This is a genomic window from Limisphaerales bacterium, assembly GCA_014382585.1.
Taxonomy (GTDB): Bacteria; Verrucomicrobiota; Verrucomicrobiia; order Limisphaerales; family UBA1100; genus JACNJL01.
In genome coordinates this window covers 51,697-76,850 of sequence record JACNJL010000044.1, presented here as the reverse complement: position 1 = coordinate 76,850, position 25,154 = coordinate 51,697, and the positions used below count along the sequence as shown (strand labels likewise).

The window sequence follows — 25,154 nt, the reverse complement described above, 5'->3', positions numbered from 1 at the left end:
TTATGGCTGAATCTGAAACGCACGAACCGTTGCACCCCGACCTCATGCCCACACTGCGCCGGCTCGTGCGCGGGTTGGAGGTGCTCTTTTGGGCGCTGCCCTTTGCGCTGCTCGTGTGTGTGCAGGAAACGATGGTGTCGTGGTGGGAATCATGGGGCATCGGTCCCGCGCTGGCGGCAATGGCACTGTTGTGGTATGGCACCCACAGCCTCGGCCATTTCCAAAAACAGGAACGTGTGTGGCAGGGCACCGTGCACTTCGCGCGAGTATTGGCGCTGCTGATGGTGGGGCTCGTGCCTTTCCTCCATTGGCAGCAGCAATTTACGTCCGACACAATGACGTGGACCCAAATGAGCGAAGCACAAAAGCACATCGTTTATTCCGCGTGCATTTTTTTTACTGCTAGCATGATGTACGTGCTGAACCTCAATCACGTGCTCGCACGGCTCGCCGCGATGTTGCCCGACCCCATCCTGCGCGCGGACGTACGGCTGTTTGTGTATTTAAACTTTGGCCTGTTTCTGGCACTCGTCATCGGCTTGTGGACGCATCAGAAGGCGGACTGGGTGTTCGACCTCCTGCGTCGAGCCGCCCCGGCATTTGCTGAAAGCATTGGCAGTTATCTGGGCCTCGCCGCGATGATGAAAGCCGCCGTCCTGTGGATCGCCACCCTCGTCGTCACGTTTACCATGACGATGCTTTGGAAAACAAAAGAGGCGATTCTGAACAGCGTCTTCAGTCTTGAACCACCGCCGTTGCCGGCATCGGTATCTGCGGATAAAGTGGATCCATCGCTGAATTAAGCCGCCACGCCGTCGACGAGGGCGTACCAATTATCCCGCTGGCGGGGTTCGTAGCCGAGGTCTTTGATCAAGCGCTGCATGTCGGCCACGTCCATGCAGTAAACCGTGCCGGCCTTGGACACGACGTTTTCCTCGATCATAATGCTGCCCAAATCATTCGCCCCATGGCGCAGGGCGATCTGGCCTATCTCGCGCCCTTGTGTCACCCATGAGCTTTGGAGGTTGTCGATGTTATCCAAATAAATTCGCGAGAGCGACTGCATCCTAAGATATTCGTGCGCGCCCACGGTGGGGGCATTGAGTTTTGTGTTTTCTGATTGAAACGTCCACGCGATGAAGGCGGTGAAGCCCTTCGTTTCATCCTGCTGCACTCGCACGCGTTCCAAATGTTCGATGCGTTCCTCCACCGTTTCCACGTGGCCGAACATCATCGTGGCGGTGGTGGCGAGGCCTTGGCGATGGGCGATGGCCATGACTTCCAGCCATTCGTCGCTCATTGCTTTGAGCGGGGAAATTTTTTGGCGCACGCGGTCCACCAAAATTTCCCCGCCGCCGCCGGGGATGGAGCCCAAGCCTGCCGCGCTGAAATCGCGGATGATTTCCTCCAAGGGTTCATCAAACACTTCCTGAAAATGAATGAACTCGCTGGGGCTGAAGCCGTGCACGTTGATGGACGGAAATGTTTCGCGGATGTGTGACAGCAAATCGAGATACCATTGCTTGGTTAGTTTGGGATGATGCCCGCCTTGCATCAAAATTTGCGTGCCGCCCAGCGCGAGGGTTTCCTCTATTTTTTGGTCAATCTCCGCGTGCGAAATCACGTAAGCGTCCGCCGCCTTTTCGCTCCGCCAAAAGGCGCAAAATTTGCAGTACACATTGCAGACATTGGTGTAGTTGATGTTGCGATCAATGCTGTAGGTGATGATCTCATTGCCGCGCCCGTCGAAGGCCTTCGCCTTGGCCAATTCCCGCCGTCGATGCGCCAACGCGCCAAGCGTTTCCAGCGGCAGCGAATACAGCTGTAACGCCTCCGCCTCGGAAACGCGTTCGCCGTTCCAAGTTTTTTGGAGCAGATCGTCCACGCGGGGAGTGTAAGCGCGAAATGAAACTGAAGCAAGGTAGGGCGGTCTGTCCCAGACCGCCGTGGCGCGCTCGGAGAGCACGCCCTACCTACACGTAAGTGGGATGGTGCACTTCCTGGTTGCCGTGTGTTTTTAGGAGTTCACAGAATTTTGCTAAACCGGCTTTTTCTTCATCGCTGAATTCGTATTGGATATGGCCGCCGAGGTAGGATTGGCGGAAGTCGGCGTCGTAGTCGGGATAGGTGGCGATGGTTTTGGCGAGGTGGGCGAGGCCGTTGGTTTTGGCGGTGCGGAGTTTTTCGCGCAGGAGCGCGTCGTGTTGGTCCCGGCGGAGGGCCCAGACGGCATAGACGAAGGGGAGGCCGGTGAGTTCGTGCCACGCGGTGCCGAGATCCCAGATGTGGTGCTTGTGCGGGGCGCGCAGGAAATCGATGGCGGGATTGCCAATGAGCAGCACATTTTCCAGCGTTGCGGATTGCCGATAGCCGCCGAGGGGTTCGAGTTTTGGGATGCGGCCGCGTTCGGCGAAGAGCATGCGCAGGAGGTTCACGCTGGTGAGGCTGGCGGTGTCGCAGTGGATGGTTTCGATTTTGTCCAGCGGTTGCTTGTGCGCGAGGAAGACACTCTTCACCGCGCCGCGCGAGGCCACGGCCACGCCATCGAGCACATCGTAGCCGTCGTGAAAAAGCGCCTCGGTGATGCTCACCAACGCGGCATCGTGTTGGCCGGCACGCAGTTTTTCCGCCAAACGCGAGGGCACGTCGTAATCCGTTTCGTGCTCGATGCCGTGCGTGAGCGGCACGGAGTTGAGATAAGGAACGGAGCCGATGCGTTTCATGCAGTGGCCAAATTATCGTTCAAAACGTTCGGCGGGGCAGAATCGTCGGGCGCATCGGGCGTGTCGCCGGTCCATTCGCGGAGGGGTTCGTAAAAGGTGTTTCGTTGCACGGGCACTTTGCCGGCTTCGCGGATGGCTTTGACCAGCGCGGCCTCGGCTTGCCCATCGCCACCGCCGGCACCGGCCATTTTGAAAATGTGCTCCTCCACAATCGTGCCGTGCAAATCATCCGCACCGTAGCTGAGCGCGACTTGGGCGAGCTTCATCCCGAGGCCCACCCAATAGGCGGTGATGTGGTCGAAGTTATCGAGAAACAACCGGCTCACAGCGATGGTCCGCAGGGCATCGTTGCCGGTGGGCGGATGCGTGACGGGGATGGCGTTGTTTTCCGGCTGGTAAGGCAGCGGGATGAAACCGGTGAAGCCGCCGGTTTCATCCTGCAACGCGCGGAGTTGGGCGAGGTGATCGATGCGATCCTCAATGGATTCCACGTGGCCGAAGAGCATCGTGCACGTGCTGCGGCCGCCGAGGGTGTGCCACGCGCGGTGGGCCTCCAGATATTCGGCGGCGGTTTCTTTTCCGCGGGCGATGGCGTCGCGGACGTCTTGTTGAAAAATTTCCGCGCCGCCGCCGGTGAGCGAATCCAGTCCGGCAGCCTTGAGCGTGGCGAGCACTTCGGGCATCGGCTGTTTGCTAAGGCGGGCGAGATGATAAATCTCCACAGCGGTGAAACATTTGAGTTGGAGATTGGCATCGAGCGCTTTTAGTGCGCGCAGCATTTCGGTGTAGTAATCAAACGGCAACGAAGGATGCAAACCGCCGACGATGTGCAGCTCGGTGATATTGAGCGCCAGCGCTTCCTTGGCTTTGGTCACCATTTCCTCGATGGAAAGTTCGAAGCCATCGCCATCGCGTTTCTTGCGCGCGAAGCTGCAAAACTGGCACGAGAGAATGCAGTAGTTGGAATAATTGATGTAGCGGTTGACGATGTAACTGGCGCGGTTGCCGACCTTGCGTTCGGTGGCCAGCGCGGCGAGGCGGCCAAGGGCGTTGAGGTCGGGCGTGCGGAACAGGCGCAGCGCCTCGTCGGCATCGAGGGGCGTGCCGGTTTCGACTTTTTCGGCGAGATCGGCCAGTTCGCTTTTTTGCAAAATGAAATCCATCACCACAATCTCCACGAAATGAAGCGGCCCACAAGACTGACCTCGGTGACGACCATCACCAGAAAAACGATGCTGACGATGCCGTTGAGATTGAAGAACGCGCGTTGCACCCAATCGAGGCTGCGCTTGCGGGCGATCCAATGCTCGAGCAGCAGGCACGCGGAAATGATAATCAGGCCAATCCAATATGACATTTTGAACGCGGCGAATAATCCAAACAACGTCAGCAACGCGAGCAACAGCATGTGCATCAGCAGCGAAGCGGTCAGCGCGTTTTCGGGGCCCCATCGGACAACGAGCGAGTGCAGCTTGTGATCGCGATCGAATTCAAAATCCTGAATCGCATAAATGATGTCGAAGCCAATCAGCCACAACACCACCGCCGCCGCCATAATAGTGGGCAGCAACGCGCTGTGCCGCAGCGGGTCTTTGACGTTTGGCGAAAAATCAAACGAACCATTCACCGCCAGCCACGCGCCGATCGGGGCAATCGCCAGTGCGATGCCGAGGAAGACGTGCGTGAAATCGGTAAACCGTTTTGTGAGTGAATAGCCGAGAATAAAAAGCAACGCCACCGGCGACAGGAAAAAACAAACGAGCCGCCCCTGATGCGCATCGCGCACCATATCGATGCCAAACGTGGTGGCGACGAACGCCAGCGCGCTGAGGATGCAAAGTGTCCACGCACTGGTGAGTGTGATTTTTCCGGCGGGCAAATGGCGATCTTTGGTGCGCGGATTGGCGGCATCGAATTTGCGATCCGCGATGCGGTTGAATGCCATCGCGCACGTGCGCGCGGTGACCATCGCCAGCAGAATGAGGCTGAATAATTTCCAACCCGGCCAGCCGAGTTTCATCCACGGCACAGATTCTTGCGCTTTTGGCCCCAGCACGGCAAATCCCGCCCGCGCCGCCAACACCATCGAGGCCAGCGCGAAGGGCAGGGCGAAGATGGTGTGCGAAAACTTAACGAACCCGCCCCATTTTTGGAGCAGGGAGGGTTTGGGGTTTTCGCTGGTTTCGTCTTTGCGCGCCACGGGTTGAGCGTGGAGGTTTGGGAAGGGAAAAGCAAAAGAAGAAATCACAATTGAATAAATTGTGATGGTGGGGCGGTTTCTCGGAAACCGCCTTGGCGCGCTTGGAGAGCACGCCTTTCCTTTACTCCTCTTCTTCCCGCCAGCGGGGGGAGATTTCGTTTTCCACGCCGAGGTGATCGAGGACCCGGGCGACGACGGTGTCGGCCAAATCTTCGAGTGTTTTTGCGCCGGCATAAAAATAGGGGTTGGTGGGCATCATCGTGGCGCCGGCTTGGAGGAGCAGTTCCATGTTTTTAACGTGGATGAAACTGAGTGGCGTTTCGCGCGGGCAAAGGATGAGCGTTTTGTTTTCTTTGAGCATCACGTCAGCGGCGCGGAGGAGGGCGTCCTCGCTGTAGCCGTGGGCGATGCGGCCGAGGGTTCCCATTGTGCAGGGGAGAATCACCATCGCATCGAAGGCGTTGGAGCCGCTGGCGAAGGGGACGTTCATACTTTTGGCGGCGTGAAGCTGCACGCCCTCGGCGAGGCGTAGGCCGTCGGGCAGTTCTTCTTTGAGCACGATTTGTGCGTAGCTGCTGGTGATGACGTGGATCTCGTGCGCGGCGGGGTCGAGCCGATCGAGCAGGCGTTGGGTGTAAATCGCGCCACTGGCGCCGGTGATGGCCACAAGAATTCTCACGGGCGCAAAGCATTACTTTTTCAGGGGAAATGGCGCAAGCGGTTTGTTCACCATTGTGAATAACCTCGACATCGCGGCGGGTGGATGGCAGGGTGCGCGTCGCATTTTTCGCGCCCTGTCGGCGTGACAAAGGAGGTGCAAACAAAATCAAAACGGGCGTACTCCGCTCTCTTGGCGGTCGTGGTCTTGGCGTCGTGTGAAATGACGCCGCGCAGTCACGGACCGATCACTTACCGTGTGCCCGCAGCCAAAAAAACTGGGGTCGCAAAACAACAACCCGAACGGCCCGCGCCACCCGTGCGCGTCGCCACGGCCAAGCCGCCACGATATTTGCCGCCCGGCACGGGCACGGCGTCCACCGCGCCTCCCGCGCGACCGAAGGTGCAACCTGCGCAGCCGATCGTTTTGCAGGGTGAAAAACTAATGCCCGCGCAGGCGTTGCCCAAGGAATACACGGTGAAGGTTGCCGACGCGGAATGGATTTCGCTCGAGCGTTGGGGCAAGTTATACGAAGGCTGGTTTGGCCGCATCCAACAGCGCAGCGGCACGGTGCATCGTTTGGTGGCGGCGAATATGCGGTTTGACTTCACGCCGCGTCAGCGCCTCATCACTTGTCAGGGCATGCAAATCTGGCTCGGCTTTGGGCCGCGTTTGGTGGAGGGCCATCTTTATATCCACGCGCTGGACGTGCAGAAACATCTCGCGCCGCTCATTTCCGGAATGCCCACGCTCGGTCGCGTGGCGGTGATCGATGCCGGCCACGGCAAAGACAACAAAGGCACGCGCAGTATTTTCAACAAGAAATACGAAAAGGAATACACGCTCGATTGGGCGATGCGGCTCAAGCCGCTTTTGGAACGCAAAGGCTGGCGGGTGTACCTCACGCGCGTCACGGATGACAGCCTCTCGCTGACCGATCGCGTGAAGTTCGCCGACCGCGTGCACGCCTCGGTATTTATCAGCCTGCACTTCAACGCCGCCGCCGCGAAGGTGAGCGGTTTGGAAACGTATTGCATCTCGCCCACCGGAATGCCCTCGCACTTCACGCGCGGCAATCCCGATCCGGTTTCCACCAAATTGCCCAATAACCCGTGGGACGCCAGCAGCTTTCAACTCGCCGCCCGCGTGCACAATCAATTGCTGCTCACCTGCAAAATGCCTGATCGAGGCGTGCGCCGCGTGCGTTTTATGTCCGTCATCAAAGGCCAGAAACGCCCCGCGATTTTGGTGGAAGGCGGCTATCTTTCCAACCCCACCGAATCCAGAAAAGTGGATACCGCCGCGTATCGGCAGAAGCTAGCGGTAGGCGTGGCGTCCGCCCTGTAGCCCGGGCTACATTGGGTGCAACGGTTGCATTTACCACTCCACTTCCACCTTTAGTTTATTTCCAAACCGATTGGTGTAAAACAGATGGCCGTGGGCGGCGCCGTATTCGTGGACGAGTTTGGTGATCTTCACATCGAAGCAGCAGTACTCGGCGATCTCGGCGAGTTTGCCTTGTTTGTACCACTCGATGGCCTGCAATCCTTCGGCGGATTTCTCGCAGCCGAGCGTGGCTTGCGCGATGGAGTCGAGCTTGAGGCGATGGCCGAGCGTGTCGTTGAGCACAATCAACATATCGAGCGAAGGCACCTGGCTGAAATCAAAAATCGAGTAACCCTCCAGCACGCGATAATCGAAACGGATGTGATTAAATCCCACCACCAAATCGGCGCGCTGGAGTTCCTTGATGAGATCCTCCACCTCCGGTTCACCGTAAATTTTGTAATCCCCGCGCGCCGTGCTGTACGTGACGCCGATGCTCATCCCCATCTTGTCGATATGACTCCAGCCGCCCACATCGTCCGCGGCGTATTTGGTTTCCAAATCGAAGTAGACGATGTTTTGACTCATTAACGTTCGCGGGCTTTGGGTAAATGGGTGGCTTGGCCGAAGAGGGCTTCGGAGGCTTCGAGGATGGCTTCGCTGAGGGTGGGGTGGGCGAAGATGGTTTCGGTGAGTTGCTCGGCGGTGGCGTTCAATTTAATGGCGAGGGTGATTTGGCCGATGAGTTCTGCCGCGTGGCCGCCAAGGATGTGGCCGCCGAGGAGTTGGCCGGTTTCGGCGTGGGCGATGAGTTTGACGAATCCATCAGTCTCCCCTTGCGCGAGGGCTTTGCCGATAGCGGCGAAGGGGAAGCGGCCCATGCGGATGGGAATGCCGCGCGCTTCGGCCTCCGCTTCGGTGAGGCCGATGGTGGCGATCTCCGGATGCGTGAACACGGCGGCGGGGATTTCATCGTAATTCATTGCCGCATTGTTTTTGCCGGCGATAAGGTTATCCACCACCATGCGGCCCTGGGCGGTGGCGACGTGGGCGAGTTGCATTTTGCCGGTGACATCGCCGATGGCAAAAATGTTGGGCACGTTGGTTTGGCAACATTCATTGACGCCAATCGCGCGGCCATCGAGTGCCACACCGGCGGCTTCGAGCCCGAGGGCTTCGGTGTTGGCCGTGCGGCCGACGGCGACAAGGAGGTGCGTGCCTTCGAGGGTTTCATCGGCAAGTTGGACGGAGACGCCTTGATCGGTGGCGGTGGCGGATTGGACGGTTGTGTTTAGGCGGACAGTGATTTTTTGGCGTTTGAATCCGCGTCGCAAAAAATCGCATAGATCGGGATCCATCCCGGGGAGCAAGCGCGGTTCGGCCTCGAGCACGGTGACTTCGCTGCCGAGCGCGGCAAAGATGCTGGCAAATTCGCAGCCGATGTAGCCGCCGCCAAGAATGAGTAAACGCGGCGGCAATTCGGTGAGCGTTAGCAAATCATCGCTGTTGAGAATGCGCGCGCCATCGCGCTGGGCGATCGGCAAATCTGTTGGGCGCGAGCCGGTGGCGAGGATCATGGCGCGCGGGTTGACGAGCGTTTGGGTGACGTTGTCTTCGGCATCGGTCACTTCAATTTCGGTGGGGCTTTTCAAACGCCCGCGGCCTTTGATGAAATCGACGCCGTTTTTGTCGATGAGATTTTGCACGCCCGCCGCGAGCTTGGTCACCACCTTTTGGCGGCGATCCACAATAGCGGCCAACTGCGCTTCCGATTGGGCGATGCTCACGGCCCATTGGCTGGACTGCTGCGCTTGGCGCAGTAGATCCACGCTGGCGACCATCGTTTTGGTGGGGATACAGCCGGTATGCAGGCACACGCCGCCGGGCGGGTTGGGGTCCACGAGTGCCACCCGCAGCCCGTGATGCGCCGCGCGAATGGCGGACACATATCCACCGGGGCCAGCGCCAACAATGGCGAGGTCATAATTCAAATCACTCACGCGCGCAATCTAGCGACGAAGCGACCGGTGGCAAATAAGAAATTTTTGAGGGAGTGGGGAGTAGGGAGTAGGGGTGTGAATTTGGCCACTACTCCCTAATCCCATTATCAGCTTTAGTTTTTGGGTGGGTTGGGGTAGCGTGCGGCTGTTTTCCGGTGCTGGGCACCGGGGGGTGTTAATGTCTGAATCCAAACCCAACCGCAAGGGCTCCAAGCCTCCCATTGGCTTTGATGACAACGGGGAATTAAAGATTTATTTTCTGCCGAATTTGTTTACGGCGGGGAATTTGTTTTGTGGCTTTTTGGCGTTGACGATCATTGTGGGCGCGCCGAGCTTGTACGAGTGGGATCCAACGAAGTACCCGGTGTTTGGGGATCAATTTATTGCGGCGAAACAGGCGATTTATTGGGCGCTGGAATTGATTTTGTTGGCGTGCGTGTTTGATGTGTTGGACGGGCGCGTGGCGCGGCTCGGAGGGTATGATAGTCCATTTGGGCGGGAGTTTGATTCGCTGGCGGATGTGGTTTCCTTCGGGATTGTGCCGGCGTTTTTGGTGCATCGGGTGGTGTTGGGCGATGTGTTTCAGAACTCGCCGGAGGTGGGCTGGGGGATTGCCTCAATTTATGTGATTTGTGGGGCGCTGCGGTTGGCGCGGTTTAATTGCTACTCAGCCCTTGAGGATGATCGCAAGGCGCGCGGCGAGGCGGCGGGCAAGCATTCGAGGGAGTTTAAGGGATTCCCTATTCCGGCGGCGGCGGGATTGGTGGCGAGCATTACTTATTTTTTGATTTGGTTTGAGGATAAAGGGTTTACGCAGGGCGACTGGAAATTTGCGCTGCCGGTGTTGTTGTTGTTTCTTTCTGCGATGATGGTGAGCAGGGTGGCCTATCCGACGTTCAAAAAAGTAAACCTGCGCGGGTCGCGATCATTTTTCTTTATGGTGATTGCGGCGGTGGCGATCGGACTTTTGGCGACGGTGGGGCGGAAATACGCGCTGCCGCTGGGGGCGCCGCTGATTTTTATTGTGTATCTCGTGTACGGCTTTGTGCGGCCGTGGATGCCGCATCGGACGCGGCGCGAGATTGAGGAGGATGTGCCGTTGGAAAACGGGGGTTAAGTTATTTCACTAATTGCTTGGCTTTGGCGATGGCCTCGTCGATGCCGGTGGCTTGGAGAGATTTGAGTTTGTGTAGGTCGGCCATCACTTCATCTAAATCTGCCCACGGTTCCCGGAGACCGCTGCTGAGGAGCGGGACGATTATTTTGGCGGCGGCGGGGTGCTTGGGGGGCTGGGCAAAATAATGTTCGTGCACCTGTTTTTTCAGCGTGCCTGTTTGGGCTTCAGTCCAATGCTCAAGGGGGTCGGTGATTGTTTTATCGGTGATGCCCGATTGCTTCAGGCTGGCGGCGAGTTGTCCGGCGAGTTTTTGTTCTTTATAGAGGATGTTTTCGTTCACCTCATTAATTTCCGAAGGCAAACCGGCGCGGCGGTTTTCAAGGGAGCTGATGATAATTTCAGCATCGAGTTGGCGTTGGTGGCCAGTAAACCAATCGTTGCCGGCGGCCTGGGTGCGGGTGTTGCGTCGACTCGTTGCGGCAAATTCGCGGAGGGCATTGGCATCGGGCGCGATGGGGTTGGTGCGTTTGGTGATGTGCAGTACATATCCGGCGATGGAGTCGTTAAACGAAACGCCGCCATCGATGTTTTCGAGAAAGGCGGAGAGGTTTTCTTTTTCGGAGTCGGGTTTGCTTTGTTGATTTTGTTCGTGAGTGCGCACGGCGTTTTGCAGGGTGTTGAGTGGCACGAGATTTTTCAGTAAATCAATGTGGTTCGTGCTAGCTGCGGTGTAGAGTGAAAATGGCGGGAGGGTGACCATGCTGAGCCCGGCGTTGGTGGCGGTGTGGGCAAACGTGCGGCCTTCTTTGAGGCTGGCTTCGGCGACGGCCTGAAATTGTTCACCGGCTTCCAGCGCTAACCGGCGGGTTTCGGAGGTGAGGAAGCTTTCGTGAACTTCTTTTTGCTCGTCCTTGGTCAGCTCGGCGTATTGCCGCAGTTTGAGGGGCGTAATAGATTGGAGGCCGAGAATGTAAATGTGGTTCGGGTTTGTGGTAAACACGGCGCTTTCGAGCAATTTGCCGGACTTGAGCGAGGAGGCAAAGGCGGCCTCGATGAGGGCACCGGGGAGATCTTCGGGCGGATTTTCACGGCTGAAGGTGGCGGTGTGAAGCGGTAGCCCAAATTGTTTGGCGGTGGCTCCGAGGAGGGCGGTGGCGTAGGGGGGCTGAATGAAAAGGGCTTTGCGGAAGGCGAGCGCCTGAGCGCGCGCGGCGGCGTTGGAGATTTCAAACATTTTATCTCCGATAGGTGTTTTCCGCACTTCTTCCTCGGCGCGGGCGAGGAGGTTGGTGGCATTGATGGGCAATGCGGTGCCGTTGGTTTCGGTTAATCGGTTGGTGGTGGTGTTGTGCTGTTCAATGAGTTTTTGCACTTCATCATCAAATTTTAATTCTTTGCGGATGTCGCCTTCGAAATCGGCCAGTTCAATTTTCACATAGGCGATGGTTCGGTGAACGGGCACTTGGTATTGGTTGGCGATTTGGTTGAAATGATTGGTGAACCCATCGGCTTTGATGAGGTCGGCATAATTCGTCGCGGAGGCGGTATGGTTGGTGAGGGAGATGAAAGCGGCTTCCACGGCGTACTCCCGGTTTTGGCGTGCAAAAAGTTCGGCTGTATCCGTATCGGGCCAGAATCCAGCGCTGCGGGTCATCAACGCGTTAAGCTGCATCAGCGTGAGGCGGTTTCGCAGATAATCATCGAATTGCTCGCGGCCTATGCGGCCAGAGGCGATGAAGCCGCCATTGGCCAGTTGGTTCATCAGTTGATCGTAATGGTTGGCGTTGTATTCCTGTGTGCCGTTGAGGTTCTGCACCATAAAATTTCGTGCGGCGTTTACGGCGCTGTCGCTGATCATGATGCCCAGCTCCCGGGCGAGAGCCAGCTTTCGTAACCGAATGCGGGCACGGTATTCCAAACTGTTGATATCGTTGTAGTCATCGCCGTCGAGATCGATGTGGCGCGAGTTGCCGGCGATGCGGTTGGCGTTGGCGGTGGCCAATACGTCGGGCGATTGGATCAACTGGAAAGCTTCCTGAAAATTTCCGCCTGAGAGTTGTATGGCTTCCTGTATGCGGCCGTTCCGTGCAAGTGATTGAGCTAACGATTGGCGCTGGCGCAATTCGATGACTTCATTGATGAGAATATGGCTCTGTGCCTGTTCCACCGCGGCGGCATCGGCGGTGACCGTTCCGCCAGTGTCAAAGGGGTCAAAATTTGGCGTGAAAAAGATGACAAAGCTGATGACGACCACAATGATGATCGCGATCCACAGCGGCTGCGAGTGTTTACGAAAAGTTCCAAACATAGGCTTGTAAAATGGGACGCGAACCCATAGCGCACCGGCTCGGGTGGGTCAAACCAATTTCCCTGCCAATTCGCTTTACAAGCGCGTTCGCCGGTGCAAATATGCCGCTAAGCAATGACACGCCAAACGGGAATTTTCATCGTTTTCATCGCCGCGCTGCTAATGGGCGGCTGCGCCCGCGCCACGCTCACCAACCTCACCGTGACCCAACAGCCGCGCGATCCCAACGGTCTATATCGCGTCGAGATCATTTGGGAAAACAACGCCAACGGTGTCCGCCACGAAACGGTGCATCCGGTGGTGCTGGTGGGGACGAATAGTTTTCCGATGCAGCGAACAGCACTGGTCACCAACCGTTGGGAGACGCTGGTGCCTGTTCCGGCAAGCGCAACAGGGGTGGCCTATCGAATTCGTGTGGATTGGAAATACAACGCCATCCCGGTGCCCGAGGCGAATAGCAAAATGTCCGGGGCGTTTCAGTTGATCATAAAAGACAAATGAGCCGGTCGTTGCCAATCTGGATTCGTCAAGCCTTACGGGTTGCTATAATTGCGACTATTGCTTTCGGGCTGGGGCCGCGCTTGGTGTTATTGCAGTTGGTTGCCTTGAGTAATAATACATTAGTGAATCTAGAGGTCATGCCCTTGGATCAGGCACTCGAAAAAGCCATGAGTTGCAGAGATTCCTGTGACATCTGCCAGATTATTCAACAAACCCAAAACCACCAGAATGGAGTGCCTGACGAAGCTGTTCTGGCGGATATTCTTTGCCCGTTGATTCCTATGCCCCCATGTGATGTTAGCATCCATGAGGATTCCGGTAAGTTTCTGAATTGCGTAATCGATCCGAATTCTGTTTTCTTTATCGAACCCATTCCCCCTCCTTCGCCTCCGCCTCGATCGGTGGCTTAGCTTCCTTTTCCTTTAAAACGAAACCCGTAAAGTGCCTGTAAGGCTTTTTACGGATAATGTGGCGACCTGACACGGTGCTGCTAAAAATATAAAAATCAAAAATTTTAATTATAAGATGAATAAAGAAAGAATAAATGAAGCCCGGCAGGCGGGTTTTACTCTAATTGAACTTCTGGTGGTAATCGCAATTATTGGGATCTTAGCCTCAATGCTCCTGCCCGCCCTCGCGCGGGCTAAGGCTAAGGCGGCCCGTATTAAGTGCGTAAACAATCTTGCGCAGATTGGTAAGGCCTCTATTGGTTTCGCTCAGGAAAACGATGGTCGGATGCCATGGCAATTAACCCCCCATGGAATCATGAATCATTTTGGCAATCAAACAATGCTTTCCCAAATGACCGGTTGCATTATTGGAATGGCGGCCATGAAAAGTGAACTCCAGTCAGCTAAACTCATCACCTCGCCCTGTGATGCCGCCCGCCAGGCTGCCAATGAGGTTTGTCAGTCCAAATGGGCAAGCTATAACACAAAGGCTCAAGGCCATAACATGGAATTGGCCAAGGCAATCAGTTATGGGTTTGTGGAGGGTGCAGACAGCATTCGCCCCGCTTCCATTCTTTCCGTGACCTTAAACGTGCATGGCGAAGATCTTGCTGATGCGGATTGGTGTGGTGCGGATGCAGACCCTCCGCACGCGGAGGCCTTCACAGGGCTAAATAAAAGTCAGGGTCAGTTGGTGTTAATGGATGGCAGTGCCAAGCAATCTACCGATGCAGATCTGGGAGTTAGGGGTAAACTTGTTAAGGCGCACATTAATTCCAGAGGCGGAGTGACCATGGGGCCTTCTTCCACTAAAGTGTTTCGAAAATAGAGCACGGGTATTTTCACGAAGGCACCCTCTAAAGGGGTGCCTTTTTTTATGTCAATAACCCCAATAAATGCCCCTTGACCGCAGGCAGGCAAATACTGTCTTTGGTGGGCACACCTTTTTTGAAGGAATGAAAGCCAAAGTCATCATCACCCCCAAGCGCGCGGTACTCGATCCACAGGGCAAGACCGTGCAAACCGCTCTGGAGCACATGGGCTGCTCCGGCGTGGGCGACGTGCGCATCGGCAAATACGTGGAAATCGAAATGGACGGCGACCGCGAAACGGTCGAGGCCAAGCTCAGCGAATACGCCGATAAATTCCTCGCCAACCCGAATATCGAAGACTACCGGCTCGTTTTCGAGGACTGATGAAGTTCGCGGTCCTCCAATTCCCCGGCTCCAATTGCGACCAGGATTGCGTGCACGTGCTGCGCAATGTGCTCGGTCGCCCCACGGAATTGCTGTGGCACAAGGAAAACTCGGTGGGCGATGCCGATGCGGTGTTCATCCCCGGCGGATTCAGCTATGGCGATTATCTCCGCACCGGCTCCATCGCGCGCTTCAGCCCCGTGATGGCGGCGGTCAAAGAATTTGCCGATAACGGCGGCCACGTACTCGGCATCTGCAATGGGTTCCAAATCCTCTGTGAAGCGGGGATGCTCCCCGGCGCGCTCATTCGCAACCGCTCGCTACAATTCCGCTGCGAACACGTTTACCTGCAAACCGCCACGCACGACTCGCCCTTCACCGGCCAAATCCCCGAAGGCAAAAACCTCCGCATCCCCATCGCCCATGGTGAGGGCAATTATTTTTGTGACGACGAAACCCTGCAGTCACTCGAGGACAACGACCAAATCCTGTTCCAGTACGTCGACGTCGAAGGCGACCTCACCGACCACGCCAACCCCAACGGATCGCGCGCCAACATCGCCGGCATCTGCAACGGAAAACGCAACGTCGCTGGCATGATGCCCCACCCCGAACGCGCCGCCGAACCCGCCCTCGGCGAAGATGATGGCCGCCTCATTTTCGAAAGCCTCATCGCCACACTTAAATCCCAACCCAACCTCGCCTCCGCCTGATGGCCGCCGATCCCGCAATCACGCCGGAATTGGTTGCCGAGCACAACCTCACGCCAGAGGAGTACGAAGGCATTTTGGAATTACTCGGGCGCGCGCCCAATTACACCGAGTTGGGCATCTTCAGCGTGATGTGGAGCGAGCATTGTTCGTACAAAAACACACGCGCTTTATTAAAGGGCTTCCCCACTCAATCACCGCGTGTGCTCGTGGCGGCGGGCGAGGAGAATGCCGGTATTCTCGACATTGGCGATGGCCTCGCCATTTCATTCAAGATTGAAAGCCACAATCACCCCAGTGCTGTGGAACCCTTCCAAGGCGCGGCTACCGGCGTGGGTGGGATCATTCGCGATATTTTTACGATGGGCGCGCGGCCGGTTTGCGCCATCAACTCGCTGCGCTTTGGTGAGCTTTCCAACCCCGAAGTGCGGCGGCTCTTTCGCGGCGTGGTCAGCGGCATCGCGCATTACGGAAATTGCTTTGGCATTCCGACGGTCGGAGGCGAAGTTTATTTTGATAAAAGCTACGAGGGCAATCCACTCGTGAACGCCTTCGCGCTGGGCGTGTTGCGGCACGACCAAATTGCGCGCGGCGCGGCAAAGGGCGTGGGCAACCCGGTTTTTTATGTCGGCCCCGCCACGGGACGCGATGGGCTCGCGGGTGCGGCGTTTGCCTCGCAGGATCTCACCGAGGAATCCGCCGAACACCAGCGCGGCGCGGTGCAAGTGGGCGATCCCTTCATGGAAAAGCTCTGCATGGAAGCCTGTCTTGAGTTGCTCGCCACCGGAGCGGTTGCGGGCATTCAGGATATGGGTGCCGCGGGCCTCACGTGTTCCACTTGCGAAACCGCGGCGCGCGGCGGCACGGGCATTGAGATCGATTTGGCCAAGGTGCCGCAACGTAGCCCCGGCATGACGCCCTACGAAATTTTGCTGAGCGAATCGCAGGAGCGCATGCTCATCATCGTGGAGCAAGGTCGCGAGGAGGAAGTCAAACGCATTTTCGATAAATGGGATTTGCCGTGGGCCGAAATTGGCAACGTGACGGGCACGGGCCAAATGGTCGTAAAAAATCACGGCGACATAGTCGTCGATCTGCCCGCCAGCAAGCTCGCCGATGACGCGCCCATTTATCACCGCGAAGCGCAGGAGCCTCAGTACCTCGCCGATGTGCGTGCGTTCACTTTAGAAGGCATCGACGACGTGGGAGACCCCACCGCCGCTCTCGGCAAACTGCTCAAGTGGCCGACCATCGCTTCCAAAAATTGGGTCTACCGCCAGTACGACCACATGGTGCGCGCCAACACGATGGTCAATCCCGGCAGCGATGCCGCAGTCATCCGTATCAAAGCCGACAGCGTTCCCGGCGCTGACAATGGCACAGACCGCAACGGCGCGTTCCCTGAAAAAATTCTCGCTCTCGCCGTGGATTGCAATGCCACGCACGTTTATCTCGATCCCTTCGAGGGCGCGAAGGCTGCCGTCGCCGAATGCGCGCGCAACCTCGCGTGCAGCGGCGCCACGCCGATTGGTTCCACCGATAATTTAAATTTCGGCAACCCGCATAACCCGGAGTTGTTTTGGCAATTGAAGGAATCCGTGCGCGGTCTGGCCGAGGGCTGCGCGGCGTTTGATGCGCCCGTCACCGGCGGCAACGTCAGCCTCTACAATCAAAACCCCAAAAGCGCCATCGACCCCACGCCCACAATGGCGATGGTGGGCCTTATCGAAGACGCGGACCACGTGACAACGCAGTGGTTCAAGGACGACGGCGACGCGATTATTTTGCTCGGCGAACCGGTGGACACCGACGATCCATTGTGCGGCCTCGGCGGCTCGGCGTATTTGCAAGTGTTGCACGAGCAAAAAAACGGCACGCCGGCGCGTTGCAATTTGGAAACCGAACGCACGCTCGGCACCACACTGCTGGGCCTCATCCAAAGTGGTTTGGTAAAAAGCGCGCACGACTGCGCCGAGGGCGGCCTCGCCGTGACCTTGGCGGAATGCTGCTTCTCCAAAGTCGAAGGCCGCAACACCCCGCGCTTCATCGGCGCAGAAATTGATTTAGCCGAAATTGATTGCGAACGTCTCGATGCCCTTTTGTTTGGCGAAACCCTCGGGCGCATCGTCATCACCACTTCGGAATTGGACTCCGTGAAAGCCATCGAGCGCGCCAAGTTGATGAGCGTACCCGCGCGGCGCATCGGGACGGTGGACGCCGAAACAGGCGCGGCGTTGAAAATTAAGTCGACGACCGGCGAGTGGTCGTGGGAGGTTGCCGGCTTGCACGATCTTTGGTGGAACTCAATCGACAACGCAATGGCCTAGCAGAATGAGCGTGGGATGAACGACGAACAGGATTACCCTAAACACTACTGCGGCGTGTTCGGCGTGCACGGCCATCCCAATGCCGCTGAGCTGACGTACTACGGCTTGTACGCACTGCAGCATCGCGGACAGGAAAGCGCCGGCATTGTCGCCAACGACGGCACGCAGTTTCGCGAGCACAAAGGGATGGGCCTCGTGCCGCAGGTGTTCAAAGGCAAAGTGCTGCACGAATTGGTTGGCCACACCGCCATCGGCCACGCGCGTTATTCCACCACCGGCAGTTCCAACATCGGCAATGCACAGCCGCTTACAGTGGATTGTTCGCGCGGTCAAATTTCCATCGCCCACAACGGCAACCTCACCAACGCCGCCGCGCTGCGCGAGGAACTCGAAGAACGCGGCTCTATTTTTCAAACCACCGTTGATAGCGAAATCGTGTTGCACTGGCTCGCGCAGCCGACGAGCAATGGCGAGAACACGCTCGTCAACACCATCCGCAAACTCGAAGGCGCGTTCTCTCTCATCATTATGACCGAGAACGAATTGATCGGCGTGCGCGATCCGCACGGCTTCCGCCCGCTGTGCATCGGCCAGCTCGCCAGCGGCGCGTACGTGCTCAGCAGCGAAACGTGCGCGTTGGATTTGATTGAGGCGAAGTTTGTGCGCGATGTGGCGCCGGGCGAAATTGTCATCATCAATGATGACGGATTGCGTAGCATCGAGGCTTTTCCCGAACAGGAGAAGCGGTCGTTTTGTATATTCGAGTACGTCTACTTTTCACGGCCCGATAGCAATCTTGACGGTCGCAACGTCCACACGGTGCGCGTGGAAATGGGCCGCGAACTGGCGCGCGAAAACCCCATCGACGCGGACATTGTGGTGCCCATTCCCGATAGCGGGAATTGCGCCGCGCTGGGTTATGCGCACGAGAGTGGCATCCCTTTCGAGATGGCGTTCGTCCGCAACCACTACGTGGGCCGCAGTTTTTTACAACCGAGCCAGCTCATCCGCGATTTCAATGTGCGCGTGAAGCTCAATCTCATCACGGAATTGGTGAAGGACAAGCGCGTGATCATCGTGGATGATTCGATCGTGCGCGGCACCACCTGTAAAAAGCGCGTCAACAGCCTCAAAGAAGCCGGCGCGAAAGAAGTGCACGTTTTGGTGAGCTGCCCGCCGCACAAAAATCCGTGCGTGTACGGGATTGATTTTCCTGATCGCAGTAAGTTGATGGCCGCCAATAATACGATTGAAGAAATTTGCACTTATCTCAATGCCGACTCGCTGAATTATCTTTCACAGGAGGGAATGGTGCGCGCCACCGGTCATCCGAAGGAATCATTTTGCATGGCGTGTTACGATGGAAATTATCCAGTGGAATACGATCCCGCCGTGGACAAGCACATTATGGAACGCCAACGCGACCGCGCCAAGAGTCTCGTGGCGGAAGACACGCAGCCTAGACTGTTATGAATGACCAATTCCCAAAATCCAATGACCAAGGAATGACCAAGCCCCAAACCCCAATGGGTCATTTTGTCATTCGGCATTCCTTGGTGATTGGTCATTGGTCATTGGTCATTCACTATGGGTAAAACCGCATACGCACAAGCCGGCGTGGACCTCGCGCTGGGCAATCAAGTGAAAGCCGGCCTCTCGCGCCTGCTTAAATCCGCATCGCGCCCTGAAGTGCTCGGCAAAGTCGGCGGTTTCGGCGGTCTCTTCGCGCTTAAGCCGGGCAAATACAAAAACCCCGTGCTCGTCTCCAGCGTCGATGGCGTGGGCACCAAGCTCAAGGTCGCCTTTGCGATGAAGCGCCATCACACCATTGGGCAGGATCTCGTGAACCACTGCGTGGATGACATCGCGGTGCTTGGCGCGGAGCCATTATTTTTTCTGGATTACCTCGGCACCGGCGTGTTGGAGCCGAATGTGTTTGAGCAAATCATCGCCGGATTCGCCCTCGGTTGCGCGGAAAACAACTGCGCCCTCATCGGCGGCGAGACGGCGCAGATGTCCACCTTTTATAAAAAAGGCGAGTACGACGTCAGCGGCACCATCGTCGGCGTGGTCGAAAAAAGTGCGATGCTTGACGGACGCGGCATCAAGCCCGGAGATGCGGTCATCGGTATCGCCAGCAGCGGACTGCACACCAACGGCTATTCGCTCGCGCGCAAAGTATTTTTTGAAACGATGAAACTCAAGCCCCGTACCCGCGTGCCCGAGCTGGGCTGCAGCGCGGGCGATGAGCTGCTGAAAATCCACGTCAGCTACGGCCCGCTCGTGCAGGCGTTGCTGAAGAGTTTCAATAAACCCCGCCGCGCCCGCGCCATTAAGGGCCTCGCGCACATCACCGGCGGCGGCTTCATCGACAACATCCCGCGCGTGCTGCCAAAGCGTTGCGGTGTCACGATTCGCCAAGGTACGTGGCCCGTGCTGCCGGTGTTCGAGCTCATCCAAAAACACGGCAAGGTGTCCACCGCCGAGATGCATCAAGTTTTCAATATGGGCATCGGCATGACCGCCATCGTCAGCGGCCCCAAAGCCGACGGCATTCTCCGAAGCATCCGCCGCCGAGGCCACAACGCGTGGATCATCGGCGACGTGACAAAAGGGCGGGGCAAAGTTAAGTTGGCGCAATGAACATTCTCCTCATCGGCGGTGGCGGGCGGGAGCACGCATTGGCTTGGAAGTTGGCGCAGAGCGAACGGGTGAAGCGGCTTTGGGTGGCGCCGGGGAATGGCGGCATCGCAGGGGAGGTCACCGCGGGCGGGGAGCCGGTGGAGTGCGTGCCGGTGGGTGCGGAGGATTTGGAGGCGTTGCTGGATTTCGCGCGGGCGCATCAACCGGACCTCACCGTGGTGGGGCCGGATAATCCGCTGGCGGGGGGCATTGTGGATTTGTTCGAGGAAAATGATTTGCGCATTTGGGGGCCGAACGCGGAGGCGGCGCAGTTTGAATCGTCGAAGGTTTTCGCGCAGGATTTCATGGCGCGGCACAGCATCCCCACCGCCCGCGCGGGCACGTTTAATTTTCCAACAGCGGCCAAGGCGTTTGCGGGCGAGTTGAATGGGCGTTGCGTGGTGAAGGCGGATGGCCTCGCGCTGGGCAAAGGGGTTTTGATTTGCGAGACATTGGAGGAAGCGGAGGCGGCGATTGACTCGGTAATGGTCGATCAACAATTCGGCGAGGCGGGCGATGAAGTGGTGATTCAGGAATTTTTGGAGGGTACCGAAATTTCGTTGCACGTGATGTGCGACGGGCGCACCACCATTTTGTTTCCCACATCGCAAGATCACAAACGCGCGCTTGACGGCGATAAGGGCCTCAACACCGGCGGGATGGGTACCTTTTCGCCCGCGCCGTTTTTGAGCGATAAGGATTTGGCACAAGCCGCGAAGGCCATCATCGACCCGTGGCTGTTGGGGTGTCAGGTGGAGGGCATTGATTTTCGCGGGATGCTTTATCCCGGACTGATGCTCACCGCCGACGGCCCGAAAGTTTTGGAATTCAACGCGCGTTGGGGCGATCCGGAAACGCAGGTTTATCTGATGCGATTGGAAACCGATCTGGTGGATCTCTTCGAGGCGAGCATCGATCGGCGGCTCGCGGAGATGGACGTGCACTGGAGCAATCAAGCCGCCGTGTGCGTGGTGATGGCTTCGGGCGGTTATCCCGAAAGCTACGCCAAAGGCAAATCCATCACCGGCATCACCGATGCGGACGGAATGGAAGGCGTAAAAGTCTTCCATGCCGGAACCAAGCGCGACGGCGAAACCCTCGTCACCAGCGGCGGCCGCGTGCTGGGCGTCACGGCGGTGGGCGATACGTTAGAGGCCGCGCGCGATCTCGCTTACGCGGCGGTGGATAAAATAAAGTTTGAAGGCGCGCATGTTCGCGGGGATATTGCCGCCAAGGCGTTGCAGGATTAACCGGCTGCGTCCACCCAACCGGGAATGAAAAAAATTCTCTTTATCTGCACGGGCAACATTTGTCGCAGCCCGATGGCCGAAGGCTTTTTCCGCGAACTCACCAAGGAGCAGAGCGGCTTTGAAGCACTGTCAGCCGGCTTGGGTGCTATTGATGGCGCGGCGCCCAGCGTGCACTCAGTCACCGCGATGCAGGAACTGGGCATCGACATCACCGACCAGCGCAGCGCGCAGATCACGCCGGAAATGGTCGCCGAATCGGATTATATTTTCGGCCTTGCCAGCGGGCACGTGGACAATCTCATCCGCTTTTTCCCGCAGGCCCGCGAGCGGATTTTTTTGCTGCGCGAGTTTGTGGAGGTGTTGCCGGCCGACCGTAAGGATATCGCCGATCCCATTGGCGGCGACCTCGCAATTTACACAGTCTGCCGTAATCAAATCAAAGAGGGCATCGAGGCGCTCATCCCTTTCGTGAATCAAACTTCAATGACACCAGCATCAGAAAAAAACACCCTCGCCCTGGGCGCGGATCACGGCGGCTTTGCCCTCAAAGAAACATTGCGCGCGCATCTCGAGGCGCAAGGCATTACCGTTCAGGATTACGGCCCCGCCAGCGGGGAGTCCTGCGATTATCCCGACTTCGCTCAGGCGGTGGCTCGCAGTGTGGCCAGTGGGCAACACGCGCGCGGCGTGCTCATTTGTAAATCCGGCGTGGGGATGAGTATGGCCGCTAATAAAGTATCCGGCGTGCGCGCCGCGCTCGTTGATGAGCCGGGCACGGCCGTGCTCGCGCGCCAGCATAACGACGCCAATGTGCTTTGCTTATCGGCAAACAAAACCGGAGCAGAAGCGGCCAAGGATATTTTGGGGGATTTTCTCGGGACAGATTTTGAGGGCGGCCGCCACGCGCGGCGCGTAGAAAAGTTGGAACCCGATCATCGCGTGGAAGTGGTGGATCCCGATGTGGACGAGGTGCTGCGGCACGAGAAACAGCGCCAGCAGGAAAACATTGAGCTGATCGCCAGTGAGAATTTCACCAGCCCCGCCGTGATGGAAGCACAAGGCTCCACGCTCACTAATAAATACGCCGAGGGTTATCCGGGCAAACGCTGGTACGGCGGCTGCGAACACGTGGACGTCGTGGAAGAACTGGCCATCGAGCGCGCCAAAAAAGTTTTCGGCGCGGATTACGTGAACGTCCAGCCGCATTCAGGCAGCGGCGCAAATATGGGCGTGTACTTCGCGGTGCTCAAGCCGGGCGATAAATTACTCACGATGGATCTCAGCCACGGCGGCCATCTTACGCACGGCAACGCGGCGAACTTCTCCGGCAAATTTTTCGAGATCGTCCATTACGGCGTGCGTAAGGACGACGAGCGGATTGATTACGATCAACTCGCCGAAATGGCGATGGAGCACAAACCGCAAATGATCACCGTGGGTGCGAGTGCCTATCCGCGGCTTATTGATTTCCAGCGGATGGGTGAGATTGCCAAGGCGAGCGGCGCGATGTTGCTGGCGGACATTGCGCACATCGCCGGGCTCGTGGCCGCCGGATGCCATCCCAGCCCCGTACCGCACGCGGATTTTGTCACCACCACCACGCACAAAACTTTGCGCGGCCCACGCGGCGGTCTCATTATGGCGCGCGGGGAATATGCCAAGACGCTCAACAGCAATGTGTTCCCGGGAATCCAAGGTGGGCCGCTGATGCACGTGATTGCCGCCAAGGCGGTGTGTTTGAAAGAAGCACTCGCGCCGGAGTTTAAGGAATACCAACAGCAAATAATTTTGAATGCCAAATCCTTGGCCGATGGTATGGAGCGCAACGGGTTCCGGTTGGTGAGTGGAGGCACGGATAATCATTTGCTGCTGGTGGATGTGCAAAGCAAGGGCCTCACTGGCAAGGAATGCCAGGAAGCGCTCGATACGGCTGGCATCACCGTGAATAAAAACACGATACCGTTTGAGACGCTCTCGCCGTTCAAGGCCAGTGGGGTACGGCTGGGCACGCCGGCGATGACCACGCGGGGGATGCGAGAGGAGGAAATGGCGGCGATTGCCGATATGATCGCCGAGGTTTTGGCTGATGTAAAAAATGTTGACGCCGCCCGCAAAGTCCGCCAGCGTGTCCGCGAACTGACCACGCGTTTCCCGCTTCCGTATTGATTTGCCGGGCGATAGCCCAGTTCCACATTCCCCGATCTCCCATCCCACGGCTGGGCGCACACTGCACGGGGCGAAAATTTAACCCACAAAAAAACACGACATGCCCAGACCCCCAAACAAATCCGGAAATAAAAATCCCAAGCGTCGTCCGATGAAGCGCGGTTCCCGTAAGCGCGGCGGCAGTAATATTCCGGAAGGCTTGCCGCGCGACGTGGAGGAATATGGTGAAGATCTCGCCGCGTTGGAGGACGCCGATGGCGAAGAGATTCGCATGGGTGATCTTCAGCAAAAAGACATCGCCGAACTCAACGGGATGGCTAAGGAAATGGAGGTGGAAAACTTCGGCACCATGCGCAAGCACGAGGTCATTTTTCAAATCCTACGCAAACACGCCGAGGATCGTGGCGTGCTCATCGCCGAGGGTGTGCTGGAAATTTTGCCCGAGGGCTTTGGGTTTCTGCGCTCGCCGTACTACAATTATTTGCCGTGTCCCGAGGATGTGTATGTGTCGCCATCTCAGATTCGGCGTTTCGACCTGCAAACCGGCGACCAAATTCAGGGTCGCATCCGGCCGCCGAAAGAGAAGGAGAAATTTTTCGCGTTGCTCAAGGTCGATGCCGTGGGCGATGAGGATCCGGAAATCGCAAAAGACAAAACGCATTTCGATAACCTCACCCCGCTATTTCCCGAAGAGCGGTTTCTGCTCGAGACCGATCCGGAGGAACTTTCCACCCGCGTGTTGGACATCGTGTGCCCCATCGGCAAAGGCAGCCGCGGCATCATCGTCGCCCCGCCGCGCACGGGCAAAACCGTGCTCATGCAAAAGCTCGCTAACGCGGTGCTCATCAATAACCCCGAAGCGTTTCTCATTATCCTGCTCATCGATGAGCGGCCCGAGGAGGTCACCGATATGCAACGCACCTGTATCGGCGCGGAAGTCATCAGCTCCACATTTGACGAACCGCCCGAGCGCCACGTGCAGGTGGCCGAAATGGTGATTGAAAAAGCCCGCCGCATGGTGGAGCACAAAAAGGATGTGATCATTCTGCTCGATTCCATTACCCGCCTTGCCCGCGCCTACAACACGGTGCAGCCGCACAGTGGCAAAATTCTCTCCGGCGGTGTGGACGCCAACGCGCTGCATAAGCCCAAGCGATTTTTCGGCGCGGCGCGCAACATTGAGGAAGGCGGTTCACTGACAATTATGGCCACGGCGTTGGTGGACACCGGCAGCCGGATGGACGAAGTGATTTTTGAAGAATTCAAAGGCACCGGAAATATGGAAGTGCACCTCGATCGCTCGCTGGTGGATCGACGGATTTTCCCGTCCATCAATGTCGCTATGAGCGGCACGCGGAAGGAAGAGTTGCTGTATCATCCGGATGAATTTTCCAAAGTGGCCCTGCTGCGCCGCGCCCTCACCGACGTGCCTGCGGTGGAAGCCATGGAGCTGCTCCTCAGCAAACTGCGTAACACGCCCAACAATATTGCGTTTTTAATGACGCTCGACCTTAAGTAGGCAAATGAATGATGCGACGCGG

Annotated in this window: 21 protein-coding genes; 13 read left to right on the top strand and 8 right to left on the bottom strand. The window is 57.4% G+C overall.

Translation table 11 applies throughout. The annotated features are described in order from the left end of the window. Window positions 1–2: 2 nt before the first annotated feature. A complete protein-coding gene (locus tag H8E27_10055) occupies window positions 3–803 on the top strand; it encodes a hypothetical protein (GenBank protein ID MBC8325956.1) in 801 nt (266 codons plus the stop codon). On the opposite strand, the gene mqnC is transcribed toward H8E27_10055, so the two are convergent. The 5 genes from mqnC to H8E27_10030 all read right to left on the bottom strand — a co-directional run bounded on the left by mqnC (window position 800) and on the right by H8E27_10030 (window position 5,602). Next, a complete protein-coding gene (mqnC, locus tag H8E27_10050; protein ID MBC8325955.1) occupies window positions 800–1,885 on the bottom strand; it encodes a dehypoxanthine futalosine cyclase in 1,086 nt (361 codons plus the stop codon). The two genes, H8E27_10055 and mqnC, sit on opposite strands and share 4 nt — an antisense overlap. Window positions 1,886–1,973: 88 nt before the next feature. Beyond that, window positions 1,974–2,723, bottom strand: a complete 750-nt coding sequence (locus H8E27_10045) for a menaquinone biosynthesis protein (protein ID MBC8325954.1) — start codon at window positions 2,721–2,723, stop codon at window positions 1,974–1,976. Further along, entirely contained in the window at window positions 2,720–3,886 is a 1,167-nt protein-coding gene (gene mqnE / locus H8E27_10040; GenBank protein MBC8325953.1) for an aminofutalosine synthase MqnE, read from the bottom strand. Before mqnE ends, H8E27_10045 begins: the two co-directional genes overlap by 4 nt. Next, complete coding sequence (locus H8E27_10035) at window positions 3,886–5,157, bottom strand: UbiA family prenyltransferase (GenBank protein MBC8325952.1); 1,272 nt, start codon at window positions 5,155–5,157, stop codon at window positions 3,886–3,888. The genes mqnE and H8E27_10035 overlap by 1 nt, the downstream gene beginning before the upstream one ends. Beyond that, window positions 5,045–5,602: a UbiX family flavin prenyltransferase gene (locus H8E27_10030; protein ID MBC8325951.1), complete on the bottom strand. Its 558-nt coding sequence runs from the start codon at window positions 5,600–5,602 to the stop codon at window positions 5,045–5,047. The genes H8E27_10035 and H8E27_10030 overlap by 113 nt, the downstream gene beginning before the upstream one ends. A 237-nt stretch (window positions 5,603–5,839) precedes the next feature. Between H8E27_10030 and H8E27_10025 the strand changes: the two genes are divergently transcribed. Continuing rightward, on the top strand, window positions 5,840–6,928 hold the full coding sequence (locus H8E27_10025; GenBank protein MBC8325950.1) for an N-acetylmuramoyl-L-alanine amidase: 1,089 nt from the start codon (window positions 5,840–5,842) through the stop codon (window positions 6,926–6,928). A gap of 30 nt (window positions 6,929–6,958) precedes the next feature. Here the strand turns inward: H8E27_10025 and H8E27_10020 are convergent, their stop codons facing one another. Both H8E27_10020 and lpdA read right to left on the bottom strand, forming a co-directional pair. Continuing rightward, window positions 6,959–7,495, bottom strand: a complete 537-nt coding sequence (locus H8E27_10020; protein ID MBC8325949.1) for a helicase — start codon at window positions 7,493–7,495, stop codon at window positions 6,959–6,961. Continuing rightward, a complete protein-coding gene (gene lpdA / locus H8E27_10015; GenBank protein ID MBC8325948.1) occupies window positions 7,495–8,907 on the bottom strand; it encodes a dihydrolipoyl dehydrogenase in 1,413 nt (470 codons plus the stop codon). The genes H8E27_10020 and lpdA overlap by 1 nt, the downstream gene beginning before the upstream one ends. Window positions 8,908–9,085: 178 nt before the next feature. Between lpdA and H8E27_10010 the strand changes: the two genes are divergently transcribed. Continuing rightward, a complete protein-coding gene (locus tag H8E27_10010) occupies window positions 9,086–10,024 on the top strand; it encodes a phosphatidylcholine/phosphatidylserine synthase (GenBank protein ID MBC8325947.1) in 939 nt (312 codons plus the stop codon). A gap of 1 nt (window position 10,025) precedes the next feature. Here H8E27_10010 and H8E27_10005 read toward each other — a convergent pair whose 3' ends face one another. Then, a complete protein-coding gene (locus H8E27_10005) occupies window positions 10,026–12,332 on the bottom strand; it encodes a hypothetical protein (protein ID MBC8325946.1) in 2,307 nt (768 codons plus the stop codon). A 114-nt stretch (window positions 12,333–12,446) separates the two neighbouring features. Between H8E27_10005 and H8E27_10000 the strand changes: the two genes are divergently transcribed. The 10 genes from H8E27_10000 to rho all read left to right on the top strand — a co-directional run bounded on the left by H8E27_10000 (window position 12,447) and on the right by rho (window position 25,132). Next, window positions 12,447–12,833 carry a hypothetical protein gene (locus H8E27_10000; protein MBC8325945.1) on the top strand — a complete coding sequence of 129 codons (387 nt, stop codon included), beginning with the start codon at window positions 12,447–12,449 and terminating at the stop codon, window positions 12,831–12,833. A 525-nt stretch (window positions 12,834–13,358) separates the two neighbouring features. Then, complete coding sequence (locus tag H8E27_09995; protein MBC8325944.1) at window positions 13,359–14,111, top strand: type II secretion system protein; 753 nt, start codon at window positions 13,359–13,361, stop codon at window positions 14,109–14,111. A gap of 127 nt (window positions 14,112–14,238) precedes the next feature. Further along, the gene (gene purS / locus H8E27_09990; GenBank protein ID MBC8325943.1) at window positions 14,239–14,478 is read left to right on the top strand and encodes a phosphoribosylformylglycinamidine synthase subunit PurS; all 240 of its coding nucleotides are present in this window, start codon (window positions 14,239–14,241) and stop codon (window positions 14,476–14,478) included. Beyond that, entirely contained in the window at window positions 14,478–15,191 is a 714-nt protein-coding gene (gene purQ / locus H8E27_09985) for a phosphoribosylformylglycinamidine synthase subunit PurQ (protein MBC8325942.1), read from the top strand. Before purS ends, purQ begins: the two co-directional genes overlap by 1 nt. Further along, window positions 15,191–17,515: a phosphoribosylformylglycinamidine synthase subunit PurL gene (gene purL / locus H8E27_09980; GenBank protein MBC8325941.1), complete on the top strand. Its 2,325-nt coding sequence runs from the start codon at window positions 15,191–15,193 to the stop codon at window positions 17,513–17,515. The genes purQ and purL overlap by 1 nt, the downstream gene beginning before the upstream one ends. Before the next feature lie 15 nt (window positions 17,516–17,530). Then, the gene (locus tag H8E27_09975) at window positions 17,531–18,988 is read left to right on the top strand and encodes an amidophosphoribosyltransferase (GenBank protein ID MBC8325940.1); all 1,458 of its coding nucleotides are present in this window, start codon (window positions 17,531–17,533) and stop codon (window positions 18,986–18,988) included. A 114-nt stretch (window positions 18,989–19,102) separates the two neighbouring features. Then, window positions 19,103–20,158 (top strand): phosphoribosylformylglycinamidine cyclo-ligase, encoded by a 1,056-nt coding sequence (locus tag H8E27_09970; GenBank protein MBC8325939.1) that lies wholly within the window; start codon window positions 19,103–19,105, stop codon window positions 20,156–20,158. Next, window positions 20,155–21,447, top strand: coding sequence for a phosphoribosylamine--glycine ligase (gene purD / locus H8E27_09965; protein MBC8325938.1), 1,293 nt, complete (start codon window positions 20,155–20,157; stop codon window positions 21,445–21,447). Before H8E27_09970 ends, purD begins: the two co-directional genes overlap by 4 nt. A gap of 24 nt (window positions 21,448–21,471) precedes the next feature. After that, entirely contained in the window at window positions 21,472–23,613 is a 2,142-nt protein-coding gene (gene rpiB, locus H8E27_09960) for a ribose 5-phosphate isomerase B (GenBank protein ID MBC8325937.1), read from the top strand. A 151-nt stretch (window positions 23,614–23,764) separates the two neighbouring features. Next, a complete protein-coding gene (gene rho / locus H8E27_09955; protein ID MBC8325936.1) occupies window positions 23,765–25,132 on the top strand; it encodes a transcription termination factor Rho in 1,368 nt (455 codons plus the stop codon). Window positions 25,133–25,154 lie beyond the last annotated feature (22 nt).